This window comes from Christensenella intestinihominis, assembly GCF_001678845.1.
Taxonomy (GTDB): domain Bacteria; phylum Bacillota; class Clostridia; order Christensenellales; family Christensenellaceae; genus Christensenella; species Christensenella intestinihominis.
Window position 1 is genome coordinate 1 of the sequence record NZ_MAIQ01000003.1, and the last position, 18,163, is coordinate 18,163.

Annotated in this window: 17 protein-coding genes; 3 read left to right on the forward strand and 14 right to left on the reverse strand. The window is 45.8% G+C overall.

Features of this window, described 5'->3' with window-relative positions; genetic code table 11:
* Positions 1-216: 216 nt before the first annotated feature.
* The 9 genes from BBD38_RS05110 to BBD38_RS05145 form a co-directional block, all read right to left on the reverse strand.
* On the reverse strand, positions 217-663 hold the full coding sequence (locus BBD38_RS05110) for a hypothetical protein (protein WP_066685440.1): 447 nt from the start codon (positions 661-663) through the stop codon (positions 217-219).
* Between the two features lie 113 nt (positions 664-776).
* Positions 777-1,274: a hypothetical protein gene (locus BBD38_RS05115; RefSeq protein ID WP_147568094.1), complete on the reverse strand. Its 498-nt coding sequence runs from the start codon at positions 1,272-1,274 to the stop codon at positions 777-779.
* 220 nt (positions 1,275-1,494) lie between these two features.
* On the reverse strand, positions 1,495-1,974 hold the full coding sequence (locus tag BBD38_RS05120; RefSeq protein WP_066685444.1) for a hypothetical protein: 480 nt from the start codon (positions 1,972-1,974) through the stop codon (positions 1,495-1,497).
* A 13-nt stretch (positions 1,975-1,987) separates the two neighbouring features.
* On the reverse strand, positions 1,988-3,730 hold the full coding sequence (locus BBD38_RS05125) for a hypothetical protein (RefSeq protein WP_147568095.1): 1,743 nt from the start codon (positions 3,728-3,730) through the stop codon (positions 1,988-1,990).
* 146 nt (positions 3,731-3,876) lie between these two features.
* Entirely contained in the window at positions 3,877-4,326 is a 450-nt protein-coding gene (locus BBD38_RS05130) for an aminoacyl-tRNA deacylase (RefSeq protein ID WP_066685448.1), read from the reverse strand.
* A gap of 27 nt (positions 4,327-4,353) precedes the next feature.
* The gene (gene ybaK / locus BBD38_RS05135; RefSeq protein WP_066685450.1) at positions 4,354-4,833 is read right to left on the reverse strand and encodes a Cys-tRNA(Pro) deacylase; all 480 of its coding nucleotides are present in this window, start codon (positions 4,831-4,833) and stop codon (positions 4,354-4,356) included.
* A gap of 126 nt (positions 4,834-4,959) precedes the next feature.
* Complete coding sequence (locus tag BBD38_RS14455; RefSeq protein ID WP_172807762.1) at positions 4,960-5,139, reverse strand: hypothetical protein; 180 nt, start codon at positions 5,137-5,139, stop codon at positions 4,960-4,962.
* Positions 5,140-5,278: 139 nt separating this feature from the next.
* Positions 5,279-7,069 carry a M3 family metallopeptidase gene (locus BBD38_RS05140; protein WP_066685452.1) on the reverse strand — a complete coding sequence of 597 codons (1,791 nt, stop codon included), beginning with the start codon at positions 7,067-7,069 and terminating at the stop codon, positions 5,279-5,281.
* Positions 7,070-7,238: 169 nt separating this feature from the next.
* On the reverse strand, positions 7,239-8,294 hold the full coding sequence (locus tag BBD38_RS05145; RefSeq protein ID WP_066685454.1) for a transaldolase family protein: 1,056 nt from the start codon (positions 8,292-8,294) through the stop codon (positions 7,239-7,241).
* 249 nt (positions 8,295-8,543) lie between these two features.
* On the opposite strand from BBD38_RS05145, the gene BBD38_RS05150 reads away from it, so the two are divergent.
* Complete coding sequence (locus tag BBD38_RS05150) at positions 8,544-10,049, forward strand: rhamnulokinase (protein ID WP_066685456.1); 1,506 nt, start codon at positions 8,544-8,546, stop codon at positions 10,047-10,049.
* A 50-nt stretch (positions 10,050-10,099) separates the two neighbouring features.
* Here BBD38_RS05150 and BBD38_RS05155 read toward each other — a convergent pair whose 3' ends face one another.
* From BBD38_RS05155 to BBD38_RS05175, 5 genes are all read right to left on the reverse strand, one after another.
* The gene (locus tag BBD38_RS05155; protein ID WP_066685461.1) at positions 10,100-11,083 is read right to left on the reverse strand and encodes an AraC family transcriptional regulator; all 984 of its coding nucleotides are present in this window, start codon (positions 11,081-11,083) and stop codon (positions 10,100-10,102) included.
* A gap of 184 nt (positions 11,084-11,267) precedes the next feature.
* Complete coding sequence (locus BBD38_RS05160) at positions 11,268-11,744, reverse strand: VOC family protein (protein ID WP_066685465.1); 477 nt, start codon at positions 11,742-11,744, stop codon at positions 11,268-11,270.
* 96 nt (positions 11,745-11,840) lie between these two features.
* Positions 11,841-12,848, reverse strand: a complete 1,008-nt coding sequence (locus tag BBD38_RS05165; RefSeq protein WP_082989497.1) for an ABC transporter permease — start codon at positions 12,846-12,848, stop codon at positions 11,841-11,843.
* A 3-nt stretch (positions 12,849-12,851) separates the two neighbouring features.
* Positions 12,852-14,342, reverse strand: coding sequence for a sugar ABC transporter ATP-binding protein (locus tag BBD38_RS05170; RefSeq protein ID WP_066685467.1), 1,491 nt, complete (start codon positions 14,340-14,342; stop codon positions 12,852-12,854).
* 82 nt (positions 14,343-14,424) lie between these two features.
* Complete coding sequence (locus tag BBD38_RS05175) at positions 14,425-15,468, reverse strand: substrate-binding domain-containing protein (protein ID WP_172807763.1); 1,044 nt, start codon at positions 15,466-15,468, stop codon at positions 14,425-14,427.
* A 379-nt stretch (positions 15,469-15,847) separates the two neighbouring features.
* Between BBD38_RS05175 and BBD38_RS05180 the strand changes: the two genes are divergently transcribed.
* Together BBD38_RS05180 and BBD38_RS05185 are read left to right on the forward strand one after the other, a co-directional pair.
* A complete protein-coding gene (locus BBD38_RS05180; protein ID WP_066685472.1) occupies positions 15,848-16,615 on the forward strand; it encodes a DeoR/GlpR family DNA-binding transcription regulator in 768 nt (255 codons plus the stop codon).
* A 19-nt stretch (positions 16,616-16,634) separates the two neighbouring features.
* On the forward strand, positions 16,635-18,128 hold the full coding sequence (locus BBD38_RS05185) for a sugar ABC transporter ATP-binding protein (RefSeq protein WP_066685473.1): 1,494 nt from the start codon (positions 16,635-16,637) through the stop codon (positions 18,126-18,128).
* Positions 18,129-18,163 lie beyond the last annotated feature (35 nt).

Genomic DNA, 18,163 nt, shown 5'->3' on the forward strand with positions numbered 1-18,163 from the left:
CGGCTTCGCCTTTTTTGAACTCCCCCGCGCAGCGGGGGGATTTCGCTTCGCATTAAAAAAGCCCGGATATCCGGGCTTTCCAGTACAGTATCATTCTTGCCCCGCAGGGCCGCACACTGCCAAAACCTTTTTCATTGTTTCCCTTGTACAACGGAGAATTCAGGCTGTTATCACCTGTACGCCCGCGTTCGCCGCCTTGGCGCAATTCTCGTGCATTCACCCCAATATACTTCCCCTTAAAATTGTCTCAAGGATAATAAGCCCTATGGGCAAAGCGACCCATGAAATCTGATTCCTTTTCACTTTTTTTGCAATTTTCTTTTCTAAATCCGGTTCAGTATCGGTTTCGCTGTATTTTTGATATATTCTGAACGGAATATACTCTAATAGCATTATCATTCCCCACATCATACAGAATAGGATCGAAAAGAGAATTGAATACCATATTTCATAAGCATGAAAAAACAAGAATATTATGATTGCGGCGGCAATTCCTGCCCCTGCTACCTCCATAGCAATAAATAATTTTTCCTGCTCGTCGCAATCCAAATTCCTCAACGCAGTTCTTTCGGCTCTGTCCTGATATGGAAAATAGTTTTCCCGCGCACTAAGCATTGTCCAAAACCAGTCCCAATAATTAGGCCTTCTCTTTATTGCCTTCATAAACGCCTCCTAAAAGTCGGTCGTTAAAAATTGCCTGCATTCCTTTTCGTTCATTCCTATCCTCCCTTCATCATATAACACTTTTGCTGCAAAACAGCCGAACGGAGTTGTTTTTACATTGATACCGCAAGCAAATATACTGTCGACACGATCGAAAGGCAAATAACCACAGGGTATTTTGCCGTTTTTTGTCCCCATGAGTATACTAAATAAATGATCGACAAAACAAGGACTCCAAATCCTGCCACCAATGTTACGAGAATAGATAATCCTACAAGGAAGTCTCCCATATGCCCGGTTACCGGTATGTCTAAAAATATAGTCCATACCGGTGAAGTAACCCATACGGTCAGCAGGGCAATACAAATCGGTTTTATCTTTTCAATTCCCTTCATTTTCTTGTATCGTATAAAACTGACAGCCGCGATTACAGTCGTGACCGCGGCTGCCATCGCGCTTATATCGGATACTCTTGTAACTATTGCATGAGCCTTACTGTCCGTAAGATAGATTCCCTCCCCGGCAAAAATGCCTCCCACGTAGGCAACCATTAAAACGATTGTTGCAACAAATGAAATAATCCATATTTGTCTTGCCCTGCTTTGCTTCATTTCCTCCCCTCCCATATTTCGTTCGTAAATTAGGTTTAATTTCCCCATTTATCCGCGTCATCCATTCCCATCGTCTGGAAATACTTTATTTTTTGCACCCACCTCTATCGTCTGTCGATAATAATAACCTTTTTCATTCTCTTCCCTCCTTTTTGGATAATCCGTGTTTCGCCTGTTTTCATGGAAAGACTGCCGGGGCCGACGCTTCTATGATTCTCCGCTATACCGTAGTCGTCAAACAGGCCATGCAGAGCAATATCCCGAAAACAAGGCATACGACCATCCCACTCGTGCGCCGTCCCTGCTTCTTTGCTTTGATAAGATAAAAAACCGCTAACCCGATCACGATCAGGCTCGCCAACCCCCGCGTCCCACGTAGCCAAACCTGTGGATGATAAGGCCACGTTTCCGGCACCATGTGGGGGATCGGGCATATAAAGAACAATATAATTAATGCACCGCAAATCGGTTTCAGCGCCTCCAGCGCATCGAGGCGCAATGCTTTAATATAGACGATTGCTAAGGCAATCGCCGCACTGCTTCCCAAGCATGCACATACCAAAAAGGGAATACCTTCTATATCGCTAAATGCTGCCCATAGCGCAAAAATAACGACTGCAACTGCCGCAATATGAAGCGGGCTCATCCTTTTGGTATACAAATCCTGTTCCCATCTTTTCCTGTGTGCTTTTTCGTCCATTCCTATCTTCCCTTCACAATTTATGACTTAGCATATTAGGCTTAGATGGTATCATCCATTCATCTTTATCATTCATTCCCATCGTCTGGTAATACTTATCATAGATTTCACCACCGGCGGAGCCTATGCCCTTCTTCCCAAAATTTTTTAACCATTGGAAAAATGCATCTATGCTCGCGGCACCATATCCTTCCTGCTTGCTATATCCTTTTTTCGTTGCAATCACGCCCAGCGAATAGTTCCCAAGCTCCTCCGCATTCATAATCTTATCCCCTACGCGGAAATATCCGTAGCCCTCCTGCATCAGATAAGAAACTCCCTCGACCCCGCCGATGCGTTTTGCCTCGTCCATAATATCCTTCGGAATCTGGTCTCCGCACAAATCTTCAATTTTCTGCGGATCATCCTTCAAATAGTATTTTCCCCTAAACGGCCCAAATCCAAGCATTTCTGTCTGCCATACCGGATTATTCATCGAACCCTCTATCATTTCCTGGTATTTGTCGGTTACATCGACTACTTTTTCCGGGTCTGCATTTTGCTTATCGTGCTCCGCCCTTAAAAACAGTAATGTCCCTTCCAGCAAATCATTCCTGTCTTTTTCACTTACATCCGGGTATTGTTCCTCAATCCTGTCTTTGATTGCCTCCCGGTAGTCTCCAATTATATTCCCTTCATTATCCAGTTCAAAATTCATTTCCCGCCCAAACGATTCCTCTAATCCTTCAAATGAAATTCCTTTCCCGCTATCTCCTTCGCCAAGGATATCATACATCCGCTTTAATTCATCCGGCGCATCCTCATAGCCCGGTTGCTTATGCCCGTTATTTGTCTCCGCGGCCAAGGACTGCACCATATCCTTCCGGCCGCTCGCCCTCATCTTCTCGGCGTTCAGTCCGTTCGGAAGCGTTATGCCGGGGTTCCCCGCAAGATACTCCCGCAGCGTTCCCTCGTCCGTTCCCATTTTTCCTGCCGCTTCCGCAAGCGCTTCCCAGGCGTCGTATCCCTTCGTGTCGGCAGACCCTTCCCGCGGTTTCCGTTCCCCCGCGTTCCATGCATCCCGCGCTTTCCGGCCTTCCCCCTTGTGGACTGCGCGGAGCCGTCCCTTTGCATCCATTGCCAACCATTCCTGCTCCGAAATCCCTTCCGGTTTCCCGATTCGGTACGGCCCGCTCCACACCGCGTCCTTGTTTTCTTCCGGCCCGCGGCCTTCCTGCGTCCCACGCCCCGCGTTGCCTTTATTATATACCATTCCCGTGCTTTCCGGTATGCCTTTTCTCCGTCTCTCTTGCTCCTCCTGGATATACACCATCCGGTCATATTTTCCGCTGTCCGTCAGCTTGTCCCAGTTTCGCGTCCGTTCTACACGCCTGTTGAAATCCTTCCCGCCTTCCGGCATTCCGAACAGGTCGTAATAGTTTTGGTTATACACCGTATCCCCCGTGCTCCTGTCAAGGTGGTCGATAAGCCCTAAATCCCGTTCCCGCAGCATCTTTTGGGTTTCCTCCATCGCTTTGCTGAATGCCGCGTCAATTTCCTTCCGGTCCTTTTCCCGCTTCTTCCGTTTCTCCTCGTAATAATCGTTCGCCGTTTTTTTCTTTCCCGGCTGTGCCGTCTCCCATGTTTGCGTCCTGCCTCCCGCGGGCGCTGTGTTTGCCCGCGCCGCTGCCCGTTCCCGCCGCCGTCTCGCTTCCGCCTCTTCCCTGCTTCGTCTCTCGTTTGCTTCCCGCGCTTTCCTGCTTCTCTCTCCTCTCATTTCCTTTTCCTCCATTTTTTTCCATAACAAAAGAGAGCACGCTTTCACGTACTCCCTTCACTTCTTCCATACTAGCATTCTATCACAAATTCCCGGCCTTTTACATGACATCCTCCCGACATCTTTTGCTGGAACCGGAATCGCTTTTACTCCACAAACGCCAGCATCGTATTCAGGCGAATCACATCCTCCGGCCGCAGCTTAATCGTGTGGTTAGGGTCGCCCGTGCTCCCATAAATATAGTCGTGTATTGTCATTCCCTTATCAAATAAAATGGGCAGGCCGTGGCCGATAAGCGGCAGGAATTTCGCTTCATATCCCGTGGCCTGTTTAACAATTTTCGGGTCCGCCATGCCGCTTACCTTATATCCGAGTACATAATTGATCGATTCCGTATCCATGCTGGTTCTGCTGGCATTCACCACCATCGCCGCCAACCCACGCTCCGTATTGATTGCGTACACGGCGGTAACCAGCTCCGCGTCGAAATATTTCGCCGCGTCCTTTGCCCCGGCAAGCGGTTCCTCATGCTCCTGCAACTCGAAAACAACTTTATTTTCCGTAAGATACTCTTTTAACTGCTCTAAATTCATCATAATTGCAACGTTCCTTCAAATATCCTTCTATTCCCGTACAAGGTCGGCAATTTGCGCTTTTGCCGCGTCGGCCAAATCCTTCGGCGCAAGCTCTATCTGCTGCCCGATTTTTCCCGCGCTCACCAATATTTCCGAAAACGCTTCGCACGACCGGTCTATAACCGTTCCATAAGCCTTTTTCATCCCAATGGGCGAGCATCCTCCGCGGATGTAGCCTGTCACCTTGTTTAAATCTTTCACGTGGATCATCTCCACATTTTTTTCACCAACGGCGCGCGCCGCTTTTTTAAGGTCAAGCTCGCGTTCCACCGGGATGACAAATACAAAATACTGCCTGTCCGCGCCCTGGGTTACCAGCGTTTTAAACACCTTTTCCGGCGCAACTCCCAGCTTTTTCGCCGCGGTCACACCGTCCACAGCGCCATCCGCCGCTTCATAGGAATGCGTCTTATAAGCAATTCCCGCGCGGTCCAGCATGCGCATTGCGTTTGTCTTTACGTTTCCCATAAAAGCCTCCCCTACTATTATACCGGGCCGACATTTTTTTGCAAATACAAACGCCTGTTTCTTCCCTTATATAAAAAACCGTTTGCATACAGGGGGGCTGTGCGCAAACGGTTCTTTATTATGAAACTATTTGGACGTTTTACGTTGCACCGCGTTGTTGGCTTTTGTTCCGGCCTGGTGCATTTTGGACGACGCCTTGCTGATGCCTTCCTTGGTCTTGTCCGCCGCCTTCGTCATCGCTTCGTCCACTTTTCTGCCTGCTCTTTCCATCGCTTCCATGTTTAACACCTCTTGTTTTTGATTCATTTCAAAAACCGGTGAGATTCAGCGATACGTTGATTTAGGACGTTCGATTATCCGTGATCCGCCGGTTTTCTTTGGTATTAAGATACACCCTTCCTCCATACGGAAACATTAAAATTTCGAGACGCTCCCGGATGCGGCGTCATGCCGCGTCTGCCAGCGCGCCGCCCCAATCTTCTTCCACCAGACAGGCCTCGAACAGTTCTCCTATACGCCGTATTTCCCCTTCGTCAAACGGACTTGCAAGCCCTGCCGCCTGTGCGTTGGCAATAAAGTCCGTGCTTTCCTCCCGGAGAAGGAGTTTTTGGTAAACATCCATGGCGGCCTGCTCGTCCGCCAGCGAAAGCTCCCACAATTGCACCGCAATGTCGGCGGAGGTCGCATAGGCGAATGTATAGTAAGGCGACTCGTAAATATGCGGTATGGCAACCCAGTCGTATGCGTACTGGTCTTCATAACGGTTTGATGTAAGCCCGAACCGTTCCGCCTGCCGCCCGGCGATTTCTTCTACCGCTTCGAGCGTAACCCCTTCCGGGTCAAGGGAATACACCTCCTGTTCCACCGCCGTATAATAGGCCTGCTCAACAAAGGAGTCCAGTTTGTCAGAGAGCGTATTATACTGCATTTCATACCCGGTTTCTTCCCCAAAATACTCCCCGTAATGGTTGGACGCCAAAAGTTCCAGCGCCTGCGAATAGATTTCCGAAACATCCCTCGCTTCCGCAATCACTCCCGTTTCGAGGTAATTATTGAAATGCCCGAATTCATGGACAAGCGTTGTCATGCTGTATTCGTCTCCCGTATAAGACATCAGTACAAACGGTGAATAATATGTATCCAAATAGGTCGTATACGCTCCCGGGCTCTTATCCGTGCGCGGCTCCCAATCGATCAGGCCATACTCCCGCATCAGCTGGAAATTGCCGCCCAGCGTACTGTCCATATCATAAAACGTGCTCTGCAGGAAATCGGCCCACTTTTCATATTCGGCTTCTCCCTCGATCGGGTAATCCCAAATTTCCGTGTAAACAGGAACAAGGTACTCGACGATTTCACCGGTCATGGTTTCCATCATTTCAGGCGAATAATCTTTGCCATTCTGCGCGAATACCATTTCAGTATAATTATCATAGCCCAGCACCTGTGCCAGCTCGTTCCTGGTTTTAACGAGCTCCACATAAATATCACCCAGCACAGGCTCATACGCCTCATGCCACGCGGCAAGCGCGCCATAATATTCGTCTGTGTCTCCTATCATATTGATATCTTCATAGGAAAGCTCCTGCCCGTCCCACAAGACCTTCGCCGTCGCGCGCTTCTGCGCATATTCGGAGAGCAGGGCCGCCTCGCGCTCGTAAAGCTCCCGCGTCCCTTCCGCATACCATTCCTCGTCCTGAACTACATTGTCAAAATATCCCGGCTGCCAGTTTTGCTCGATTTCTTCACGAAACGGGGAGTAATACAGCGCGATATAATATTCCTCATACGCCATATCCACCGCTGTGAATCCCTGCGCGGTATACGCTTCCTCTTCCGCCCATTTTTCGTCCGCAAGGTCCATGGTGCTCATCAGCGAGGCGAGGTTCATCATGGTGTTATAATCCTGGTAAAGGGCTTCCCCCTCTTCAAACAGGTCCTTTAACTCCTGTGCATCCTCACATACGTCGATTTCATCCGCCATTTCATAAAACCGCGCGGCGGTTTCCTCCACATCGGGATGCACATATTCGATTTCGGAAAAAGGCGTCGCCTCCGTATCCTGCGGGTCAAGCGACGGAAACGGCTGCGGGGAAAAGGACGGAGATGGCCTTGCGCTGCTTATCTCGTCGAGCGTTTCTGTAACAATCGTGCGCATAAGGCCGCATCCGCCTGCCACTGCCGCCACAAGCAGGATCGCCGCCGCCAGGGCCGTAATACGTAAATGCTTTTTCATTGGGTCGTCCTCCGTGTTATCATTCTACCATAAATATCCTAGCATGGAAAACCGCCTTTGATTGTAGACAAAAGCAGAAAATCTCCGGTAAACCGGAGATTTCCACTCTCACTCTGGAGCACTGGCTCCTTTCAAGATTCATAAATAAGTCGATTGGACAGATATAGCTTTACCGGAATAATACGCGCCGCTCCCTTACCATCGCCACAGCATTATTCCATCCTTTACGTACGTAATTTCTAAAATACAGGGATGTTGGCACCAATGACCAGTGAATATATTCTTTGCTTTCAGACGATGCCGAGTAAGCAAAAGCCGGAAGTTTTTCCGAAAGTTCTGTAAATACGGCTCCAGTCACGCGCTGATCGATTCGGGGAACAAACGGCGGATCAAGCTCGTTCAATTTTTGAATAAAATCGTAATTCACGGTGACAGCCATATCCCCCGGAACCATTTCCGTAAAATGATAAGCCTCACGGCACCCTCCAAGAATCCGGCAATTTATATCCTGGTAGTTTTCATACCAAATCTTATAAAGCTCTTTCGCAATTTCGCATCCTGCGTTTGCAAGGATATCATGATCTATATCGATTCCATTGGCTTTGACGTATTTTTCCAAGTATTCATCAACATGTCCTGCCAATATTGTGACATATAACCGCGGAACGATACCTTTCGCTTTTTTGCAGCCACGGACATAGGCCTCCATTGCTTCCACGCCATATCGTACGGAAAACCCGCAGGTTGCAAGCGTCGCTTTCCCTTCGGCAGTCATCGTCTCAAGCGCTTGTATTGCTTCCGCCGTTGCCGGAAATTTAACACGCATATTGGGAATGCAGTGATAGAAACGTTTAGCTTCCGCAATCATAAAATCATAGTCCGTGTCACGGTTGGGGTTTCCCTGTATTGCCGCCCATCCAAATTCGCCCTGTGATTCTTCATACATCGGCATGAAGTATTTTGCGCAATTGCCTACGGCATGCTGGGCTGCAAGAGCAACAATCAGTTGGTCGTCCTCGATGCCTTCTTTGATATATTGGTCAATTACGGCAATCGTATCGTCCCGCGTCTCCGGCATTGTCAACATCCGCTGGAGATAATTACCATTGGTGACCATGCCAATTACATTGCCAACTTCCAGCGCGTCTTTCGCTTCGGAAGGAGTCGGATTATTTACAAAAAAGCGGGTTGGGCATTCCTGTTCAAGGCGTTTGGAATAAGTCATACTATACCTCCTGTATGGGTAGATTTTTTTCAGTTTTCCGGATTATACGTGGGTATCTGTGAATTGTGCACAGCCTTCCGGTTGGTTCGAATTCATTTTACATTTGGAGGCATCCAATTACATTGTCCTGCCTTAAGGAATACATTGTCGAATCATAATGAGTGCGTTGACATACCGAAATGAGTGGATTAAGATCGAAACAAAGGAAACGTCCTATCGAAAAATTCTCGCACACAGGGGGGAAATAAGATGGAAAAGAATCAGCTGAACCTGCTTGCATTAGACCTCGGGTCCAGCAACGGGAGGGGAATACTGGGGCGCTTTGATGGAAAAAAAATAACACTCGAAGAAATTCATAGATTTGAAAACAGTTATATTGAAATGGGTGGGATGGTATACTGGGATATCCTGCATATCTTTTCCAATATCAAATGTGCGTTTCAAAAATTCGGTCTGATGGATGTCGGCGCGCTATCATGTTTTGGAATCGACGCGTGGGGAAACGATTATGGATTGATTGATAAAAACGGATATCTGCTCTCCGATGCGCGCAGCGCCCGGCATACGACTGCCGAAGATATGGATCGAGTTCATAAAATCATTCCGGGCCGTGAGCTTTTTTACCAAACCGGGAACTCCAGCTACACGATCAATACGCTCTATCAGCTCTACCGCAGGGTATACGAAGGTGACCCCGGCATAGAAAATGCACAGGCAATGCTCATGATCCCGGACCTTTTAGCGTTCTTCTGTACCGGGGAACTGCACAGTGAATATACCATCTCTACAACAACAGCCATGTACAATCCAACCCTAAAAGACTGGAACCGTGAAGCAATCCGCAGACTCGGCATTCCCGAACATATCCTGCAGCCGCTTATGCCAGCGGGTACGCTTTGCGGAGAGCTCCTGCCCTCGATTGCAGAAACAGCGTCTTTAAGGCATGTTCCCTGCGCTCTTGTCGGTTCTCATGATACAGCCTCCGCTGTAGCGGCGGTACCGGTATCGAGCAAAAATGAAAGCTATGCTTTCTGTTCCTCCGGTACATGGTCTTTATTTGGCATCGAAACCGACAGTCCTATTTTTCAGGATGAAATGTATGAAAATGGTTTTTCTAACGAGGGAACGGTGCAGGGGGGCTTTCGCCCGCTTAAAAATATAACCGGGCTCTGGTTGCTCCAGGAATGCCGAAAAGAATGGAAACGCAATGGGAAAGATTGGTCCTATGGCGAGATTACAGCCGCAGCGGAACTTGCTTCTCCGCTTCGCTCTCTAATTGATCCAAGCCATAGTGATTTTTTTGGCGTAACAAGTATGCCGACACAAATCGCAAAATATTGCAAAAGAACCGGACAGCCTGTTCCTGAAACGGAAGGTGCGCTCGCCCGCTGTATTTATGAAAGTCTGGCTCTCAAATATCGTTGGACTATAGAACATCTCGAATCACTGACTGGCAAATCCATAGAACATATTTATATCGTCGGTGGTGGAACACAAAACAAATTATTGAACCAGATGACTGCCGATTGCACCGGGAAACCGGTTACAGCCGGACCAATCGAGGGAGCATGCGTCGGTAATCTTTTGACACAGGCAATGGCTCTCGGCGAAATCGCAAATATCGGTGAATTACGTGAGGTTGTCCGCAATTCCTTTGTTCTTGAGGAATACGAACCGAAACAGAGCACCGTTTGGGACGACGCCTCTGAAAGAATGAAAATTATTTCCAAAGACGGAAATATATCTGGAATATAGGGCGTTTTCCCATTCCGGCAACAAATATTTGCTTTACATTTTTCTCAAATTCAAAGCGCCGACTGCCGGAAGGAATTCGTGCGGAATTTTGAAGGAAGCACCTTGTATTTTTCTTTAAATATCCTATAAAAATGGCTGATGTTGGAGTATCCGACGAGCGAAGCAATTTCGCTGACCGGGATTTCAGAATGGTTGAGTAAAAGGCAGGCCTTTTCCAGTCTGTAACCGCGGACCAATTCAGTGAAATTCTTTCCCGTTTCCTTGCGCAGGAGTGCGCAAAGATAGTTTGGATGGTAATTGAACTTTTCCGCTGTTTCCTTCAGCGTCACATCAGCATAATTGCAGCGAAGGAAATTAAGGATTGGCAGGATCACATTATTCCTTTGCATATGCACATTAAGTATTGTGCAGTTCCTTGCTAGCAATGAAATCAGCGTTACGAACAGTCCGTCCAGAACACGCGTATAAAATCGATCCATTCGGGTATATTCAAACAGGATATTTTCTATGATCTGCCGTATATCGATACTTTTTTTTCCTTTTACGACCATATATTGCCCGATATTTCCGCTGCTCAATGGGTTCATAAAGAAATGCAGCATGTCCGTATCTTCCGGTATATACGATAAATAAGACCGCAGGCAAAGCTCCTTTTTTATTGCGAAATAGACGACACATGTATCCTGGGCAACCGGAGAGAGTTTTTGTCTGGATACACAGTGGCTGACATTTGGCTGCGCAAGGAAGGTGTCTCCTTCCTGGAGCAGCAGTAATTTTCCATTTATATTTTCATACACATATCCCCTATAGATATATTGGAATACAAAGAAATCACGTTCACGTGGTATTCCTGAAATATTGTCGCCGTCATAAACCCATATCACCACATCGTCCTTCCGGTGTGGCGGAACCGACGGCGGCATTTTTCGCGCTACTTCGTATTCATTTTTTAAAAAACCTTCTTTTGACACTTTCTGGAGAAAAAGGGCGTCTCTTTTTAGCTGTGTCAAAACGCCAGCCAAGGCCTGCTTCATGAACGTCCCTCCTTTTCTTTTAAACCTGAAGCCCATATCTTCTCAAGCTTTTTACATGCTCGCTTTGTATTTGATAAAAAAGGACGCCAGAGCCTGATTGAAATTGATTTCTTTCCGGCCCCGGCATCATATTTGTATGCAGCCTTCAACAGGCAGCCTGTTTCATCCTATCCATCTTGTCTTTTTATACCCTGGCTTCCGTCTTAATCTCAAGAAGAAAACCATCCGGGTCCTTAAAATAAAAAGCGCGTACTCCTTCGTGTGTTCCTCCCTCGATGCGGACTGCTTTGCTCGCGCAAAGCTCTACACCTTTTGCACTAAGCTCTTCGTACGCCTTATCCGCATCCTTGGCATGAAAACAAAGATGTGCTGTTCCTCGTATATACGGCTTCGTATCAATTACGATCTCCTCCGGGTAAACATACTCCAGAAATTCAAGGGTTATGCCATAGCCCTTCATAAACATAATCTTAAATTTTACCCCTGGAACCCCCGTCAGGTCTTCATAAGAAGGGTATGCCAGCACGTCGTCTCCGTTTTCCGTTTGTAATTGGCCTGCAAACTCGAATCCCAATATGTCTTCATAAAATTCTCGTGTCTTTTTCAAATCGCGTACAGTGATCGCATAGTGGTCAATCTCAAAAATATTATCTTTCATCATATCTTTTTCTCCTTTGATATTTTCCAAACCTTTTCTTAACTTTTTGTATCATCTGTTACCGCGGGTCGGCCCCGCAGAAGCCCCTTCCCCTCCGACTCAGCTTTCCGCATTTTTGGCTTTTCTTACCGGCCTGCGTATTGTATTAATATAGACAGAGAAGATAATAATGAGCCCTTTTACAATCAACTGTACAAATGCGTTAACTCCAACCAAATTAAGGATATTGCTGATAACGCCCATCAATACGGCACCAATCAGGGTCCCTGTCAATGTGCCCGATCCGCCCGAAAGGCTTGTGCCACCTACGATACAGGCGGCAATCGCATCCAACTCGGCGCCTTCGCCGATCGTCGGCTGGCCGGAATTCAGGCGTGATACCAATATGATTCCCCCGAAGGCGGAAAACACGCCTGTCAGCACATAAGCAAGAAAAATCGTCTTATCCGTATTAATCCCCGAATATTTAGCGGCCGTAAGATTTCCGCCTACCGCATAAATATGGCGTCCAAACCTTGTCCGGTTCAGAAGCATCCACAGAAAGACGAATGCAATCACTACATAAATAACTGCAATCGGCACTTGGCCCAGAAAGCCCGCTCCAATATTTTCAAACAGGCTATCCGCTGTTACGGAGACAGGCTTGCCTCCGGTGATTGTATAGGATATCCCACGCATTATGTTCATCGTCGCCAGAGTTGCAATAAACGGAGGCATATTCATTTTGGTAATAATCAGACCGTTTGCCGCACCAAACGCCAGTCCCACTCCAATTGAAACCACTATAGCCAGAAACGACGGAACCGCATACCATGAAATCAATATCGTAGTCAGGCATCCCGCAAGGGACATAAACGAGCCTACCGAAAGGTCGATTCCGCTTGTAAGCACGACAAAGGTCATAGCGAATGCACATAGGGCTGTTGTAGAGATTGTCCTCAGGATAATCATCTGGTTATTGAACGTTAAAAACTTTGACGAGACAATTGAGGCGATAAAAAATACAATAATAAATGCAAGAATAACGCCTCCATTCGTTTTTAACGCCCCCATAAAACGGACTTTAAAATTATTGAATTCGCTTTTTCCCGTTGTAATCTGATTCATTCTTCATACCCCCAAGGCATATTTCAGTATGGTGTTTTGTTCCAGTTCATCTTTATCAAGACACGCCTTTATTTCACCGTTACACATTACATAAATGCGGTCGCTCATGTTAATAAGTTCGGGCATTTCGGATGAAACCATAATGATGCTGACGCCGTTTTGCACCAGTTGATCGATCAGTGCGTAAATTTCCGCCTTAGCGCCCACATCGACACCGCGCGTCGGCTCATCAAGAATCAGGATATCCGGCGATATGGCAAGCCATTTAGACAGCACAACCTTCTGTTGGTTCCCACCCGACAGGTTCAGTGTCTTTTGCTGTATGGAAGAAGCTTTTATAGAAAGCATATCGACATATTTTCCGGCTATTTCATCTTCCTTCTGCCTGTTCAGACGGAATGTCGATAAAAATTTATCCAATACGCCGATTGTAATATTGAATTCGACGTCCCGTTCCAAAAAAAGTCCTTCCAGCTTTCGGTCTTCAGAGACAAACCCAATTCCCAGTTTCATCGCATCCCTGACATGTTTAATCCTGACAATCTGGTTATTAATCCTGATTTGCCCCGTCGAGGCCTTGTCTATTCCAAAAATCACCTTCATCAGTTCGGTCCGTCCCGAACCAACCAGACCGGCAAAGCCGATAATCTCTCCTTTGCGCAGTTCAAAGCTTGCGTTTTTCACCCGTTCATCCAGTCGCGTTACATTGCTCACTTCCATCAGGGTTTCGCCGATCTTGTGTTCGGTGCGCGTATAATATTCTTCCAGTTTTCTGCCAACCATCATGTTGATTAGTTGTTCATTTGTCGTCTTTTGGGTTTCCAGCGTATCAATCTTTGCTCCGTCGCGTAATACGGTGATTCTGTCGCAGATGCGAAAGATTTCTTCCATTCTGTGTGATATATATACGATTGAAATTCCTTCGGCCTTCAACGTTTCTATCAGGTGGAACAATGCGTCTACCTCTCGGTTGGAAAGCACTGCTGTCGGTTCGTCCATAATAATAATTTTCACATTCATACTGAGCGCCTTTGCAATTTCCACCATTTGCTTTTGCGCTGTCGAGATCATTCCAACCAACGAATAGGCGCTGATGTTTCCTCCAACTTTATCAATTAGCTCTTGCGCTTTCGAATGGAGAACTTTCCTGTCGGTCAAGCCAAATTTTCCTATCGGTTCCCTACCCATAAAAATATTGTCTGCAACGGAAAGCTGTTCACTTAAGGCAAATTCTTGATGGATCATACTGATCCCGTGATCCATGGCATCGTTCACTGTATTGATTGCAATTTTTTCCCCAAACAGAGTAATTTTTCCGCTGTCCGCCGGATATACACCGCTCAGGCACTTCATCAGTGTTGATTTTCCAGCCCCATTTTCACCCAGTAACGCGTGCACCTCTCCTGCCCGCAATTCAAAGTCTACATTTTGCAGTGCTTTTACACCGGGAAAGCTTTTTACGATGGATTCCATTCGCAAAATCGTTTCATTCATATTAGCCACCTTTTTTCCGGCCGGAGACCAAGGAGGTCCCCGGCCGGGACAATTTTCCCGTCTCTTCTAGAATTTTCAATTTTTAAAGATATTCGTCTACGTTGGAAGCGTCCACAAAAATTGTGGGGATATATACTTCCCATTCATGGTCAATAGTTCCGCCATTCAGCACAGTATATACATCTTCTGCAGAAGAAATTGCCATTTGATCCGGCTGTTGTTTGCTTGTGCCTGTCATTTCCCCATTTTTGATTGACGTCATTGCATCCGGCGATCCGTCTACGCCATAAACCAAGACGCCGTCCAGCATATTAGCCGCTTTCAGCGCCTGTACAGCTGCCAGGGATACCACATCATGATATGCAAAAATTGCATCGATATTATCGTACTTTTGCACCCAGATTTCCGCCAGTTCCAGCTTCGCTTCCACAGAATCCGCGCTGGGCTGGGACTGTTCCAGGATTTTGATGTTGTCATGTCCTGCAATCGTGTCGACGAATCCATTAACCCGCATCATGCCGCTGCTGTTTTGTTTCATTTCCATAATACATACATTCATTTCTTTGCTATCCGCGCGTTTGATCAGGTCTTCCGCCACGGCTACCCCAGCCTCATAATTCTGCGAAATCGTCTGCGAAAGAACCAGCCCTTCGTCTTCCGTTGTTTGCAAATACATATCGGCGGCGGCTACCGGGATACCCATTGCCTTGACTTCCTTCAGGATAGCAATAGGCGCTTCATCGTCGCATGCTTCAAGCACAATGCCATCCACCTGCTGCGACATCAAATCTGAAATACAGTTGATTAATGTTTCCGGATCGCCCACCGCATCCAATACAATCGCTTCGTCACCGTATTTGTCTTCCACAATGCTCCTGAAGCCTTCTTCAAATAAGGTACAATGCGGGTTGGTTCCATCTAGAACGACTGTACCGATCGTTCTTTTTTCTCCCGATTCCACTGCTGCGGAAGTCTCAGTCTCTTTTTCTGACGTTGCTGTTTCCTCGGCAGAGACCGAAGGTGCTTCAGACTCTTGTGCAGCGGGTTGTTCCGCGCCTGAGCACCCTGTTAAAAGCGTTGCAAAAACAATTAGCAACGCGAGCGATAATACTACTAGCTTTTTCATTTTCTTCCTCCTCATATTTTTTTATTCCGCTTTATAAGCGGCAAACAGGGATTGATTCAATTTAGTTTTGATTTATTGTCTTTTTGTTTTGATTTGTTATTTATTTTTTGATTTTTTATAATAGTAGCACAATGATTTCCATATTGCAATAGAAAAATTATATTATTTTACTTTTTCTTTCATTAATTTTTGAAATCACTTCCTTTTACTTTACTTATATAAACTTCTCAGAGGTCACTTTTACAGGATACCTTATCTCCTATTTTTTATTTTGATTTTATTTGTTTTTTTTAAATTATTTTTTATAACTTGGCGAAATGCTTATTTTATTGTATAATTTAATAAAGAGTTATTGGAAATTCGGTGGTGATGATAGCAGATGTTTGCAGGGCAACGCATTAATATTATAAAAAAAATATTGCTGGAGCAGAAGCAAGTAGATATCAATACGTTGACCTCCCTCCTCAATGTCAGTGATGTAACCGTCCGCAAAGATTTGGACAGCTTGGAAACCGATGGATTTCTACGCAAGGTTCATGGCGGAGCGATCCTGCTTGAAGATGCCCCTTTGGATATACCCAAAAGTGATATTCCGGACCTGCAGGAAAAAGAGATGATCGCTGATCTTGCAATAACTCTGATTGACGATGGCGATAACTTCTATCTGGGTCCCGGCTCTACCTGCTTAATACTGGCAAAAAAACTAAACCAGAAAAAAAATCTTACCGTCATTACGAACAACGCTTCCGCCCTTTCCTATATTGATTGTTCCTCTGTAAATTTGCTCTTTATTGGCGGGAATGTTGTTGATTATAATAATATGATGTTTACCCACGGGGAAAAAGCGCTGGCTTACCTGGAAGATATTTTTGTGAATAAAGCCTTTATCGGTGCCGATTGTGTTGATCTTGAAGCCGGCCTTACAATTAACCATTCCTATTCCTTGGACGTTTATAAAAAAATTCTCGACAAATCCAGACAGACCATCCTGCTGGCGGACAAAAGTAAATTCGATAAAATCGCCCTCCAGCTCCTTTGCCCTATCAGTGCAATCTCTGCTCTTGTTACGGAAGGGGACCTCCCTGAAAAATATAAGCGCTATTTATATCAAAATGACATTAAGCTGTTAACATCTTTTGATTTGTAAACATTTTTAGGAGAAAAAAATGTCTTCCGCAAATTCAGAATTATATGAGTCGGTTTTCAAATTAGCCGGTATATCAAAATCATTTGACGGCAGGCCCTTACTTAAAAATATTGATTTGGATTTTTATCCGGGCCAGATTTGCAGTATCCTCGGGGAAAACGGCGCAGGGAAATCGACATTAATTAAAATCATGGCAGGGATTTTGCAGCCAGATCAAGGCGACATTTTTATACAGGGTAAAAAGGTACGTCTTAAAAGTCCGTATCTTGCCAAAAAAATGGGAATTCATTTTGTCCTTCAGGAGCCCCATCTTGTTCCATTCCTCAATGTGGAGCAAAATGTCTTTTTGGGGAATGAGATGAACCACGGTTTATTTATTGATCAGAAAAAACATCTTGATGCCTACCATAAGGTAATACAATTCATGGAATTGGATATTGATCCTGCGATCCCCGTTTCCGAGCTTAATCCTTCCCAGAAAATGAATGTTGAATTAGCAAAGGCCATCGTTATGGGCGCGCAGGTTCTGTTACTGGATGAAATCACCGCGCCCTTCAGTGAGCAGCAGACCAAGAAAATGTTTCGGATCATCAAAAAATTGGCACAGCAGGGTGTCTGTGTTATATTCGTCTCACATAAAATGGACGAAATACGCGATATTTCCAAACGCCTTGTTATCATACGTGATGGAAATATTACGGCAGATATCGAAAACACGGAAGATGTCGTTTCCGATAAAATTGTACAGCTCATGACAGGCGATAGTTTTCGTAACCGTTATCCCAAGACCCGTGCACCCAAAGGCCGTATTTTACTTGAGGTTAATCATGTTTCCAACACCTCCGGAACAGTAAAAGATATCGATCTAAGACTCCATGAAGGCGAAATTGTTGGTCTTACAGGCCTGCGCGAATCCGGGAAGGGTACGTTGGCTCAAATGCTCGTAGGGATGGAAAAAATTGCCTCCGGCACATTGAAAATCAATAATGAAGCCGTCAAATTAAAAAATCCGCATGAGGCCATGAAGAATGGTATTGTTTTTTTCAGCGGCAATGATACGAATAATTTGTTTTTACAAAAAGACTCTTATTTCAACGTTACGATATCCAATCTGTTTCGTCTGGCTCACGGCGGTTATCTTTCGCCCCGTGAAGTACAGAAGGCTTCTGAGTCTTATTTGCATAAACTGAAGGCCGAAGTGGACCCCAATCAAAAGGTTCACGTCTTAAGCACGGGCAATAAACAAAAGGTCGCTTTTTCCAAAATTCTTTTTACAAACCGTAAGATATTGATTCTGGAAAATCCATCGGCCAATCTGGACATCCCGTCAAAGGTGGAACTTTACAACATCATGAATACGCTGGCCCATAAGAAATGCGGCATTCTCTTGATTTCCTCTGATATCCACGAATTGATCGGCATGTGTGATCGTATTTACATCATGAATAAAGGACAGGTTAAGAATGAATTGGAATATGACGAAGCCGATATCCACAAAATTTTTTACTATTAACTTATTTTACTGGTTTTTCCAAATAAAATACATTT

Excerpts from the sequence above, each read along its gene's own strand:
- BBD38_RS05110 (WP_066685440.1), bottom strand. The coding sequence starts at position 663 with ATGAAGGCAATAAAGAGAAGGCCTAATTATTGGGACTGGTTTTGGACA.
- BBD38_RS05115 (WP_147568094.1), bottom strand. The coding sequence starts at position 1,274 with ATGAAGCAAAGCAGGGCAAGACAAATATGGATTATTTCATTTGTTGCA.
- BBD38_RS05120 (WP_066685444.1), bottom strand. The coding sequence starts at position 1,974 with ATGGACGAAAAAGCACACAGGAAAAGATGGGAACAGGATTTGTATACC.
- BBD38_RS05125 (WP_147568095.1), bottom strand. The coding sequence starts at position 3,730 with ATGAGAGGAGAGAGAAGCAGGAAAGCGCGGGAAGCAAACGAGAGACGA.
- BBD38_RS05130 (WP_066685448.1), bottom strand. The coding sequence starts at position 4,326 with ATGATGAATTTAGAGCAGTTAAAAGAGTATCTTACGGAAAATAAAGTT.
- ybaK (WP_066685450.1), bottom strand. The coding sequence starts at position 4,833 with ATGGGAAACGTAAAGACAAACGCAATGCGCATGCTGGACCGCGCGGGA.
- BBD38_RS14455 (WP_172807762.1), bottom strand. The coding sequence starts at position 5,139 with ATGAATCAAAAACAAGAGGTGTTAAACATGGAAGCGATGGAAAGAGCA.
- BBD38_RS05140 (WP_066685452.1), bottom strand. The coding sequence starts at position 7,069 with ATGAAAAAGCATTTACGTATTACGGCCCTGGCGGCGGCGATCCTGCTT.
- BBD38_RS05145 (WP_066685454.1), bottom strand. The coding sequence starts at position 8,294 with ATGACTTATTCCAAACGCCTTGAACAGGAATGCCCAACCCGCTTTTTT.
- BBD38_RS05150 (WP_066685456.1), top strand. The coding sequence starts at position 8,544 with ATGGAAAAGAATCAGCTGAACCTGCTTGCATTAGACCTCGGGTCCAGC.
- BBD38_RS05155 (WP_066685461.1), bottom strand. The coding sequence starts at position 11,083 with ATGAAGCAGGCCTTGGCTGGCGTTTTGACACAGCTAAAAAGAGACGCC.
- BBD38_RS05160 (WP_066685465.1), bottom strand. The coding sequence starts at position 11,744 with ATGATGAAAGATAATATTTTTGAGATTGACCACTATGCGATCACTGTA.
- BBD38_RS05165 (WP_082989497.1), bottom strand. The coding sequence starts at position 12,848 with ATGAATCAGATTACAACGGGAAAAAGCGAATTCAATAATTTTAAAGTC.
- BBD38_RS05170 (WP_066685467.1), bottom strand. The coding sequence starts at position 14,342 with ATGAATGAAACGATTTTGCGAATGGAATCCATCGTAAAAAGCTTTCCC.
- BBD38_RS05175 (WP_172807763.1), bottom strand. The coding sequence starts at position 15,468 with ATGAAAAAGCTAGTAGTATTATCGCTCGCGTTGCTAATTGTTTTTGCA.
- BBD38_RS05180 (WP_066685472.1), top strand. The coding sequence starts at position 15,848 with ATGTTTGCAGGGCAACGCATTAATATTATAAAAAAAATATTGCTGGAG.
- BBD38_RS05185 (WP_066685473.1), top strand. The coding sequence starts at position 16,635 with ATGTCTTCCGCAAATTCAGAATTATATGAGTCGGTTTTCAAATTAGCC.